We start from the raw sequence: 10,447 nt of genomic DNA, 5'->3' as shown, positions 1-10,447 counted from the left end.
AAATAGTTTTTGTTTATTTACCAAACGTATTGAAGCAGGAGAGACTCACCGCAGCGGCAGCGTTACAATCCCAAGCCAAAACGCCTCGATCTGCTTCACCGTGTGAGACAGCTGCTCTAAATCAGCCATCTTCACTACATAACAGTTGCTTTGGCTGGCATAGCTCCGCAAAATATCCTCGCTGCGGTCAGACTCCGTAAACACAATCACCGGAATCTGCCTGAGGTGAGGCGTCGTCTTGATGGTGGTGAGAATGTTGTAGCCGTCGTTTTCCGACAGTTCCAGCTTTGGCAGCTCGAGATCCAGCAGAACTAAATCGGGGCGGGGAGCTTGGGCGTACTCACCCTGCTGCAGCAGGTAGTCGATCGCCGCCTCCCCGCTCACGACAATTTCGAGGTGATTCTGGGGCAGATCGCTTTGCGAATCGCAGCCTGATCCCTCGATCAGAACCCGCTGAACCACCTGGGCATGGACCGGGTTGGGATCAATGACCAAAATGAAGCGTTCTTGCAGGTCTTGCATAGGGTCATCGCCAAGGGCGGGTTTAGGTTCGGCTAAGATCCATCAACGCATCCCGGATCAAGCACTGGGTGGGCCGCGCATCAAACCTTAATACTGAACGCTAGCGATAAATGGCAGAAAATGACTACCGTGTGGAAAATTGTAAGATTTAAAGCTTTAGCGACCGCTGCTCTGGGTCGAGGTGGACATCAGGGCCAAAATCACGCCTTTCTGCCCTGTTCGATCGGGCTAAGAATTTGGCTCAGCAGCCGCAGCTGATCGGTATTGCCCATGCTGATCACCATGTCGCCGGGATAGAGGCGAGTATCGGCGGTGGGGCCAAAAAGCAGCACCCCACCGTCGCGACGAATAGCCAAAATCAGTGCCCCAGACTGACGACCCAGCTGCGCCTCAGCCAGGGTTTTGCCAATGATCGGACAGCTCTCGGGCAGCAGCAAAAACTCTTCCACATAGACCGTGCGCTCGGCCCCGGTAAGAATGCCATCTAAAAAATCCACCACCTGGGGCCGCAGGGCTGCCGCCGCCATGCGTTTGCCACCGGTGATGTAGGGCGACACTACCACATCGGCCCCACCCCGCTGAAGTTTGAGGATGGCCTCTTCGCTGCTGGCGCGGGCAATGGTGCGAATATTGGGCGACAGAGTTTTGGCCGAGAGCACGATGTAGAGGTTTTCGGCATCGGAGGGCAGGGCCGCCACCAGACAGCGGGCCCGCTCTACCCCAGCCTGGAGCAACACCTGATCTTGGGTAGCGTCACCTTGAAGCGTGATGTATCCCAACTGTTGGGCTCTCTGCACTGCGCTATCTTCAGAGTCGACTACCACGAAAGGGATATTCTCTGCAAAGAACTCTGTGGCAACCTGGCGACCCGTACGGCCGAGGCCACAGATGATGTAGTGACCCTGCATGGATTCCATAAATCTGCGCCGCTTAAGTGAGCGAAACCCGGCCTGAAAGTGACCCTGCACGATCGCCTCGGTGAGATTGTTGAGAATATAGGCAATTACGCCTACCCCGGTCATGATCAGCAGGATGGTAAAGAGGCGACCCTCGGGGCTCAGCGGGTTTGTCTCCCCAAAGCCCACGGTCGACAGGGTAATCACCGCCATGTAGACCGAGTCTAGCCAGCTCCACCCCTCTATAAAGTGATACCAGCACACCCCCGACACCATCACACAGCCAAGGGCGATCGCCCCGCGAATCAGGTGTTGCCGAGTGTGCCGATAGCTTTCTTCAACAGTCGTTTCGCCATAGCGAGGGCGGTTTTGACGCACAGGTGTTGACCGCTGAATCTCTAGATCTGAACTTGGCCCCAGAGCACGGCCACCCCGTAGCTTACCGCAGCCCTAGCTGCCCTAAATTGTAAAAGCAAAACGCCCTGGGGTTAGCCAGGGCGCAACGGTGTCTGTATAGAAAAATAAGGAAAGTTCTAATCAGCCAGGCGCACTCGTCCAGAGCGAATATTGTCAAACACCTGGTTGATGTACTGGCGATCGCGGGCGGTCAACAGGGGATTGCTCAACATCGCCGTCGATAGGCTCAGATGGTCGCGGCGGCTCAAAGTCCCTTGCTCTATGGCAACGCTAACAAGCAACTGAATATCTGGGGCGGGCAGAGACGACACCATGATTGCAAATCCTCGATTCAGGAGTGACGATAGTAGAAGTTCGCAAGGCCGTACCGCAGCCTGCGGTGTAGCCCTTGCTACATTTTCATGCTTCCTTCAGCATGCCCAATCTCTAAACACTACGGTTGAGCGGCTGGTGAAGATTCAGTAAACCTGTATTAAAGCTTGGTCAACGGCAGGTTTTCCACGGAAAAGCTACGGAAAAACAGCACGGAACAAGGAGCACTACATGGAAATTTATCGGGTAGCGGCCTTTCGCGACAACTACATCTTTGTGCTCCACGATGCCGTTCAGGGACAGGCTGCCGTGGTTGACCCCGGCGATGCCGAGCCGGTGCTCCACACCCTAAAGGAGCTGGGCGCAACGCTAACCGCCATTTTTAACACCCACCACCACAGCGACCACGTGGGCGGTAACCGCCAGCTGCTAGAGCAATTTCCCCAGGCTCAGGTCTACGGCGGCACCGAGGATCGGGGCCGCATTCCTGGGCAGACCCATTTTTTGCAGGAGGGGGATCGGGTGCAGATCTGCGATCGCCAAGCCGAGGTGATTTTCGTGCCCGGCCACACCTACGCCCACATTGCCTACTACCTAGCTCCGGCCACAGCCAAGGACTGGGGAGAACTCTTCTGCGGCGACACCCTGTTTGCCGGAGGCTGCGGTCGCCTATTTGAGGGCACTCCCCAGCAGATGGTCGAGTCGCTGGGCAAGCTGCGTCAGCTGCCCGACACCACCCGGGTGTGGTGCGCCCACGAGTACACGCTGAGCAACCTCAAGTTTGCCGTCATCGTGGATGGCACCAATGCTGCCCTGCAACAGCGGTTAAAACAGGTAGAGGCGGCCCGCGCCCAAGACCAACCCACGGTGCCCACCGAGCTAGGGCTCGAAAAGCAAACCAATCCCTTCCTCCGGTGGGATGAAGCTAGCCTACAGCAGGCCATGAACAGCACCTCAACAGTGCAGACCTTTGCCCGGCTGAGGGGCAAAAAAGACCTGTTCTAGGCTCTAGCCAGGGAACGGTTGTTATACAATCACAACAGCAGCACATCCTGGGGTTAAACCACCCTAGACCACAACTATTCAGAAGGGCGACACCTGGCTATGATGCTCAAATCGACCACTCGGCACGTTCATATTTACACCGCTGTTGTTGCCAACAACGAGCTGGTGCCCAGCGAAGATAAGCTCACCCTAGACATTGACCCCGACAACGAGTTCAACTGGTCTGACGATGCCATCAAGGCTGTCTATGCCGAGTTTGATCGACTGGTCGATGCCGCCGCCGGAGAAGATTTGACCGACTATAACCTGCGCCGCATTGGCTCCGATTTGGAGCACTTTATTCGGCAGCTCCTGCAGCAGGGAGCTATTAGCTATAACCTCAAGAGCCGTGCCCTCAACTACAGCATGGGGCTACCTCGAGTTGAGGCCGATAAATCAGCTAGCTAGGGCTGTCTTTAGCACCCCTGGCACAACCGCCGTGAAATAGGTAAGGTATTGCCCCAGACCTAGCGCTAGTCGATGTCAGCTAGGTTGGGGCTAAAGATTCTGGCATTGAATCGGCTGGGGTTAGATACCATGAAAGATTAAGAGCTGTTTACCTGCCCCAAACGGATCGTGCTCCAGTGCTCTAACCCCTCTTGTCGGTCGGTTTCGACCCCACCTGCCAGCCACTGCAAGGTTTGCCAAACTCCCCTGCTGTATCGCTTTTTGCTGGCGGTTGGCGATGGGCCGCTCACCGGGCGCTCTGGCACGCTGATTGCCGGGCGTTTTTTGGTCTGGGGCGAGGGTCAAAAACAGACCCAGGGGAAGCATCAACTCTGGCTCGACACCCGGCCCGACACTCCTCCCCCTACCCTAGAAAGAATTCCGGCCCCGGTAATGGCTTACCTAAAGCTGTTTCACCTGGCCCAGCAGGTTCCTCGCCCCTATGCCTACCTAACGTCAGAGCAAACTGGGCTATCGGCCACGGTGTTGCTCTTGGACAACGCTCCCATTGCTATGCGGCTGCATTCCCAGGGCGTTGACGAGAAAGGAGCTCCTCCTGGGCAGGGAAAAATTGAAGCCGCTGTCCTACCTTCGCTGGCTCAACGGTGGCCAGAGGGGTCGCCTTTGCAGCAGCTCAACTGGCTACGGCAGGTAGCAGCCCTGTGGCCAGCGCTGCTGGAAGAGCAGTTGGCTACTACCCTTCTAGAACTCGACAACCTGCGGGTAGATGGTGCTCTACTGCGGCTCACCACACTGGTGGCCGACGATTCTAGCCCTACCCTGGCTCAGCTGAGCCAGCAGTGGCAGTCGCTGGTGGCCACGGCTCAACCCGAGGTGCGCCCCTACCTCAGTTGGCTGTGTAAAACCCTCAAGGAGGGGAAATTAGCTTCTGAGCAAGAGCTGGTAGCCGAACTGGAGGGAGCCATTCATACCCTAGCCCAGGGGTTGCTAGTGACGGTAGATTGGGCGGCAGATACTGATCAGGGGCCAAGCCGCGATCGCAACGAAGATGCCTGCTATCCCGAGAAAGACTCGCGCCAGCAGCGCCTACCGGTCTCAGCGGACAGCGTTGAGACCCTGCCGTTGCTGCTGGTGTGCGACGGTATTGGCGGTCATGAGCAGGGCAATGTGGCCTCCCAAACGGCCATCAAGCTGCTTCAGCAGGAGCTAGAGCCCCTCACTCAGCAGGCTTACCCATCTCCAGGGGCGATCGCCCAGCGCCTCAAGCAGGCCCTGATCTTGGCCAACGACGCCATTTCTGCCCGCAATAACGACGAGAATCGTTCAGCCCGCGCCCGCATGGGCACCACCGTAGTAGTGGCCCTGGTGCATTTTCCCTACGTTTCCATCGCCCACATTGGCGACAGTCGCGCTTACCGAGTCAGCCCTTACACCTGCTACCAAATCACAGTAGACGACGACGTTGCGTCCCGAGAAGCCCAAATGGGCTATGCCCTCTACTCAGAGGCCGTCCAGCTGCCTAGCGGAGGGGCGCTCATTCAGGCGTTAGGCATCAGCGACTCGGGCATGCTATATCCCTCCGTACAGCATCATCTGCTCGACGACTCGATGGTGCTACTGCTCTGCTCTGACGGTCTCAGCGACTACGATCGCGTCGAAATCCTTGCGCCCCACTTGGTAGCGCCTATAACGACCGCCCCCAGTCCTCTCAGCCCGGTTGTAGCTGCCCTAATTCAGCAGGCGAATCGGCTCAATGGCCACGATAATGTCACCGTTGGGCTAATGCGGTTTATGCCCCAGCTTGGCCCTCTGCCAATCCTACCCGCGGGCTCCCTACGGCAGGCAGAGAATACTCCCCCCAGCGTGCTTGGGTCTCTGCCCTTGAACAATAGTTCAACCGCAACGCCGTCAACCCGGCTCGTGGCCCCAGTCTCACCGGCCGATTCGACCCCAGTTCCCAGACGATCAGGCTTTCCTTGGGTGCCCTTCTTAGGAGGTGTGGGCGTGGTGCTCGCCGCGCTAGCGGGTGTGGGCTTTGCCTTGAGCCGCAATTCCTCCGAGCCTGTTGCTTTCCGGCCAATGGCCTCGTCAGGGTTGGTACCTGCTCTGGCGGGGCGACCGCTACCGGAAGCCGCCTTGGCCGCCATTGTTGAGGTCGCTGTTGGCTCGTTTTGGCAGTCTGCACCGCCTTTGAGTGCAACAGGTAACAGTGAACTGCTACAGCTAGGCCCACAGCCTGCCTTGAGTGCAGCGGAAGAGACTCGAGCCGTAGCCACAGGTAGCGTACTCAGGGTTGTCAGTCGCCAAACCACGGCGGACAATGTCGAGTGGGTGCGGTTACGGGTCTGCTCAATTCCCTCGGGCGAGTCCCTTGACCAACAACCTCAGGAAACCAATCAACCCCCTTCTGCCTTGCCTACTGCCCCTAATCTAGGTCAACGCCTGTTAGCTCCGGGGGAAGAGGGCTGGGTGCAAACTCGCCAGATCTATGGGGCAGGCACGGTGCTAAAGCTAGTCACCCCAGCCCAAGCGGGTCGCTGCACGCCCTAGCCGTCTCCCCTGATTTACCGGCCCTATGCCTTAGGCCTGCCTATGCCGTCATTCGATGACCTTACCCTGTGCCTTGCCATTGATCGCCTCACCCAGGCCGACTCTACCCACTACGCTATTTGGGTATTAGAGAGTCCGTTTCCGGGCGGCTATGCCCACCACGATCGCCTCTGGGATAGCCAAATGGCCCAAATATGGGAGAGCTGGCAGCAGTTTTTTTCGCTGCGGGGGCTGCCCCAGGTGCCCCACGTGCCCTCGGCCTACGTGCCCCAGTTTCATCTCGACGATCTGCTCGACCGGGTAGCTCCGGCGGCAGAAGCCGGCGGCTACACCGGGCGACTGATGCAGGGGCTTGGGGTGAGCCTGTGGGAGTGGCTGTTTGACGGCCCCATTCGTCAGACCTTAGAGCGCAGTCTGGGCATGGCGATCGGTCAAAATCGCCCGCTTAAGCTGCGGTTAGAGGTGCGCCCGCCTGAGTTAATCAGCCTGCCTTGGGAAATTATGCAGCCCCAGCCCGGCTGTCCAGCGCTGTCGCTGGGCCCCCAAGTTTTGTTTAGCCGCACTGCCAGCACCGTTGAGCCGCTGCCTGAGGCGGAGCTCGATATCTCGCTGCGAATTCTGCTGGTGCTGGGTCAAGACGACCCCGGCATCACCGCTGGAGACACCGAGCAGGTTTTACAACTGCCCCAAGAAGCGGAGGCCCTGAAGCAGCTGCTGGAGCTGAGCGCCTCTCGCCTGAGCTACCAGGGGGCGAGCCCCGTGGTTTGCCAGGTGCAAACCCTGCTAGAACCCGATGCCAAAACCCTGCTCAAGGCCTTGGAGACCGGCTACTTTAACGTGTTCTTCTATGCGGGTCACGGGGTGCCCGCCCCCGACGGCGGAATGCTGTTTCTGCGCCAGGGGGGCAACCTCACCGGCACGGAGCTGGCCCAGGGGCTGGCTCACAACGGCATTCGGCTGGCGGTGTTTAACACCTGCTGGGGAGCCCAGCCCGACCTGCAACAGCAGGAGGTCATCCCCCGCAGCAGTCTGGCGGAGGTGCTACTACACCACGGGGTGCCGGCGGTGCTGGCCATGCGCGACTCCATTGCCGACGAGGAGGCGCTGAGTTTTATTCAGGTGCTGGCTCGGGGGCTGGCCGAGCGGCAGCCGGTCGCTCAGGCGGTGGCCCTGGCCCGCCAACATCTGCTGACGGCCTACCGCTTTAACCACCCGGCCTGGACGCTGCCGGTGCTATACCAGCACCCTCAGTTTGAAGGGCATCTGCTGCGCGAGGCGGCCCTGGCTGTGACCCAGCTGCCGGGACAAGACCTGCGCATGACCCAATCGGTAGTGCTGCGCTGCTTGGCCACCCCGACCCGCCTGTGGCGCCTCTACGACGGCTATCTGCGGGTGGGGCGACTGCCCGACAACGACTTGGTCATCCTAGAACCATGGGTCTCGGGGCAGCATGCGGAAATATTTTGCCGCACCCAGTTTGAGAACGGCACGCAGGAGACCCACTATTACTTGCGCGATCGCTCCCGCTATGGGTCGTACTACTTTGACAACCACGGCTGGCACCACGTCCACCGGGCCGAGGTGCCCCTCGCCCTGGGCACGGCCATTCGGTTTGGCAGTCCGGAAGGCGAACTGATGGAATTTACCCTTGAGGGTAGCCCCAAATCATCCCCGCCCTGCTAGGGAAATCAGGAAATTGTTCGCTCCGTACGGAATCCCTCAGCAGTGCGGTGTATCCACAGTCATCAGGCTTTGTTACCCTCTTGTGCATCTGTAGATAACGCTATGAATCAGTCTTCCCTGTCTTCCAACTCCGCCTCTGAGCCCGCCATGGCCACTGAACACGATTTGCTTGCCAGTATTCTCGACCCCGAAACTGGGTATCCTTGGCAACCGCTGGCCCCTGAGTCTGAGGCCTACCTAGCTAGCCTAGAGACAGAGTTTGACGCCCTCGACGGCGGAGAGACGGATGCTGCGATCGCAGCGGGATGGCAAGTATTATCTGCTCAGATGGCAACCCAGATGGGTGACCCCGAGGATCAGACAGTCAATCCGGTGCTTGAGCAGCTGCGACAGTTTCAGAGTCGCGTGCCCAGCGGGCTGCTGCACCGTCTGGCGAACTCTGCCACTGCCCTGGCCCGCAGTGGTCAACCCCTGATCGAGCAGCTGGTACAGTGCGTGGATGACATTCTGCCCGACTGGGATGCTGACGACCTGGCGGTGCTGGCTCGCCCCTTGGCCTACTCTCTACGCGACGGCCGGGGCGAGATTTTAGAGCTTAACCTGCGGGCAATTCCGGCGACTGACTGGGACTCGTTATCTAATCTAGAGCAAGCGCGGCTCACCTTGACTGTAGCCTCAGTGGCTCTCAAGGCGGCCCAGAACGAGGGTAGCGAGCCTCTATAGGTGATTTTTCTACAAATCCTTCTACCGAGGGGGGCGATCGCGGCAATTAGTTAGCGATTCTGTATGACAGCGACTACCAAGCCCTAATGCTCCGTTACGTTTTCGTAACGCTTCACTGACACGGCCTAATTTCCGAGGAAATCATGGGGGTGGTTGCTTCTCCTCCTCCACACTATTTTCAAGGTTATGGGACTCTACCTCACCCCCTGGTTACGTCGTCAGCAGGCTCGCTACCGTCATCGGCAGGCTTTGACCCAAATGCGGAAGGGCAACATTGAGGTAGCGCTGACGGTTTTGCCCCAGGCCCTAGACCATTCGCCCTGTCCGGCCGATATCCACATTGAGCTGGGCAAGGCATACTGGCAGATTGAGGACACAGGGGCGGCGCTGGAGCATTTTTCGGCGGCGATCGCCCTTGATCCTGCCAACGTGCGCGCCTACGGCAATCGCGGCCTGCTCCACTGCCAGCAGGGGCGAGATGACCTGGCCCTGGCCGACTGGCAACAGGCGCTGCAGCACCAGCCCGGCCATGCTCTAATTCACTACAACCGGGGGCTGCTGTACTTTCGACAGCAGGACTATGTCGCCGCCCTAGCCGATTTTGATGCCGCCATTGCCGCCAATCCCAACCTGGCTGAGGCCTACCTGCACCGAGGCCACGTTCACGAGCAGCTCGGGCAAACCATCGCCGCTGCCCACGACTGGGAGCTGGCCCTCTGCAACGATCTCAACCTCGATCAGGCGCGGCTAAAGCTGCACCACCTGCAGCAGGTTCACCGCGATCGCGCCCTCTCCCAGCGCCTACAGGCGGAGTTGGGACTTAAGCAAGTCGTCGTCGAGGCCGAGTACTTAGACGACCGTTTCCGCATTCAAATCCACCGCCCGGTGGGGGTAGGGCTAAACTATTTCACCCTGCCCGATCAGATTCGCGCCCTGCTCATCAGCTGGCAAATGGATGACATTCACAGCTTCGACCTCACAGGCCAAGTGCAAGGTCAGCCGGTAGTTGAGTGGCGGGGCCATTACAAGGTGTTTCAGGGGCAACCCTGCCCCCCCGCCCGGTGGCATCGAGTCTTGCTCACCGCCTTTGTGATTTTTCCACCCCTGGGCATTCCGGCCCTAGCCTGCGCTATGAATCTGCGTCAGGCCTACCAGCAGGGCGACTATCTCAGTGCCTTGCGAGCCTCTAAGACAATTCAGGGGCTGTGCCGAGCCGGAAGCGTTATTTCCCTGACCCTAGTGACGATGCTGATGGGCTACTGGAGCTACCAGCACCTCTACAGCCCGCCTGAAGCTTCTGCCGCCCCGGCGGAGCTAACTTCCCCTAAGTCGCCGGCTCCGGCTGAAGCTGATAACTAGCCGCCAGCTCGGCCGGGCTCATAGTTTCGTAGCGTTCAAAGGGCTGATGAATCCACGGGTTATCGGGTAGATAGACCACGTGATAGTCAGGCTTGATGATCGATTCAGCTTTGTACCAAAGTACAGCTGTGCGCACATCTTCGATGTAGAAACCATATTTGTGGTGCAGCCAGGCCATGGATTTCTTGAGGCTGTAGCCTGAATCGACTAGGTCGTCGACGATCAGTACCTGGCTACCCAGACTGGGGGTAGTCATGCTCAGATCGCGGGAGAAAGTGATCGACCCTCGGGTGCGGCCATCGGCCCCACCGTAGGAGGCGGTGGACAAAATTGCCAGGGGCACATCGAACAGCCGACAGAGGGTGTCACCGATGCGTAAGCCCCCCTTGGCCAGGCAAACGATTTGGTTAAAGTCCCAGCCTGACTCGTAGATCTGTATGGCGAGCTTTTCAATATCCCGGTGATAGTCGTCCCAGCTCACATAAAAATCAGCCATATCCATCCTCCTTTGAAGCAGCCCCCAGCAGGCCGCT

9 protein-coding genes and 2 pseudogenes are annotated in these 10,447 nt (G+C 58.8%); 6 read left to right on the top strand and 5 right to left on the bottom strand.

Annotated elements, in window-relative coordinates; translation table 11 throughout:
* Positions 1–45 precede the first annotated feature (45 nt).
* The 3 genes from H6F59_RS10405 to H6F59_RS10395 all read right to left on the bottom strand — a co-directional run bounded on the left by H6F59_RS10405 (position 46) and on the right by H6F59_RS10395 (position 2,149).
* Positions 46–522 carry a response regulator gene (locus tag H6F59_RS10405; protein WP_190698609.1) on the bottom strand — a complete coding sequence of 159 codons (477 nt, stop codon included), beginning with the start codon at positions 520–522 and terminating at the stop codon, positions 46–48.
* Between the two features lie 200 nt (positions 523–722).
* Positions 723–1,796 (bottom strand): NAD-binding protein, encoded by a 1,074-nt coding sequence (locus tag H6F59_RS10400; RefSeq protein ID WP_190698606.1) that lies wholly within the window; start codon positions 1,794–1,796, stop codon positions 723–725.
* 155 nt (positions 1,797–1,951) lie between these two features.
* The gene (locus H6F59_RS10395; protein ID WP_190523206.1) at positions 1,952–2,149 is read right to left on the bottom strand and encodes a hypothetical protein; all 198 of its coding nucleotides are present in this window, start codon (positions 2,147–2,149) and stop codon (positions 1,952–1,954) included.
* Positions 2,150–2,378: 229 nt separating this feature from the next.
* Here H6F59_RS10395 and gloB point away from each other — a divergent pair, with 229 nt between their 5' ends.
* Positions 2,379–3,152, top strand: a complete 774-nt coding sequence (gene gloB, locus H6F59_RS10390; protein ID WP_190698602.1) for a hydroxyacylglutathione hydrolase — start codon at positions 2,379–2,381, stop codon at positions 3,150–3,152.
* Between the two features lie 99 nt (positions 3,153–3,251).
* A complete protein-coding gene (locus tag H6F59_RS10385; RefSeq protein ID WP_190523203.1) occupies positions 3,252–3,599 on the top strand; it encodes an NAD(P)H-quinone oxidoreductase subunit M in 348 nt (115 codons plus the stop codon).
* A 1,055-nt stretch (positions 3,600–4,654) separates the two neighbouring features.
* Here H6F59_RS10385 and H6F59_RS27595 read toward each other — a convergent pair.
* Positions 4,655–4,714, bottom strand: a pseudogene (locus H6F59_RS27595) (hypothetical protein); the annotation flags it as partial.
* Between H6F59_RS27595 and H6F59_RS27590 the strand changes: the two are divergent.
* The 4 genes and pseudogenes from H6F59_RS27590 to H6F59_RS10365 all read left to right on the top strand — a co-directional run.
* Positions 4,692–6,149: pseudogene (locus tag H6F59_RS27590) on the top strand (PP2C family protein-serine/threonine phosphatase); the annotation flags it as partial. The pseudogenes H6F59_RS27595 and H6F59_RS27590 overlap by 23 nt on opposite strands.
* A 42-nt stretch (positions 6,150–6,191) precedes the next feature.
* Positions 6,192–7,832: a CHAT domain-containing protein gene (locus H6F59_RS10375; protein WP_190698595.1), complete on the top strand. Its 1,641-nt coding sequence runs from the start codon at positions 6,192–6,194 to the stop codon at positions 7,830–7,832.
* A 102-nt stretch (positions 7,833–7,934) separates the two neighbouring features.
* Complete coding sequence (locus tag H6F59_RS10370; RefSeq protein ID WP_190698591.1) at positions 7,935–8,555, top strand: hypothetical protein; 621 nt, start codon at positions 7,935–7,937, stop codon at positions 8,553–8,555.
* A gap of 186 nt (positions 8,556–8,741) precedes the next feature.
* Positions 8,742–9,914 carry a tetratricopeptide repeat protein gene (locus H6F59_RS10365; RefSeq protein ID WP_190698589.1) on the top strand — a complete coding sequence of 391 codons (1,173 nt, stop codon included), beginning with the start codon at positions 8,742–8,744 and terminating at the stop codon, positions 9,912–9,914.
* Here H6F59_RS10365 and H6F59_RS10360 read toward each other — a convergent pair.
* Positions 9,880–10,410 carry a phosphoribosyltransferase gene (locus H6F59_RS10360; protein WP_190698586.1) on the bottom strand — a complete coding sequence of 177 codons (531 nt, stop codon included), beginning with the start codon at positions 10,408–10,410 and terminating at the stop codon, positions 9,880–9,882. The genes H6F59_RS10365 and H6F59_RS10360 overlap by 35 nt on opposite strands.
* Positions 10,411–10,447: the final 37 nt, after the last annotated feature.

This window comes from Nodosilinea sp. FACHB-141, assembly GCF_014696135.1.
GTDB lineage: Bacteria > Cyanobacteriota > Cyanobacteriia > Phormidesmidales > Phormidesmidaceae > Nodosilinea.
The sequence above is the reverse complement of the archived record's forward strand: the minus strand, read 5'-3'. Positions and strand labels throughout refer to the sequence as shown.

What these genes read in the sequence shown, in the direction of transcription:
- H6F59_RS10375 (WP_190698595.1), top strand. Translation starts at nt 6,192, where the DNA reads ATGCCGTCATTCGATGACCTTACCCTGTGCCTTGCCATTGATCGCCTC.
- H6F59_RS10405 (WP_190698609.1), bottom strand. Translation starts at nt 522, where the DNA reads ATGCAAGACCTGCAAGAACGCTTCATTTTGGTCATTGATCCCAACCCG.
- H6F59_RS10385 (WP_190523203.1), top strand. Translation starts at nt 3,252, where the DNA reads ATGATGCTCAAATCGACCACTCGGCACGTTCATATTTACACCGCTGTT.
- H6F59_RS10365 (WP_190698589.1), top strand. Translation starts at nt 8,742, where the DNA reads ATGGGACTCTACCTCACCCCCTGGTTACGTCGTCAGCAGGCTCGCTAC.
- H6F59_RS10395 (WP_190523206.1), bottom strand. Translation starts at nt 2,149, where the DNA reads ATGGTGTCGTCTCTGCCCGCCCCAGATATTCAGTTGCTTGTTAGCGTT.
- H6F59_RS10370 (WP_190698591.1), top strand. Translation starts at nt 7,935, where the DNA reads ATGAATCAGTCTTCCCTGTCTTCCAACTCCGCCTCTGAGCCCGCCATG.
- H6F59_RS10360 (WP_190698586.1), bottom strand. Translation starts at nt 10,410, where the DNA reads ATGGCTGATTTTTATGTGAGCTGGGACGACTATCACCGGGATATTGAA.
- gloB (WP_190698602.1), top strand. Translation starts at nt 2,379, where the DNA reads ATGGAAATTTATCGGGTAGCGGCCTTTCGCGACAACTACATCTTTGTG.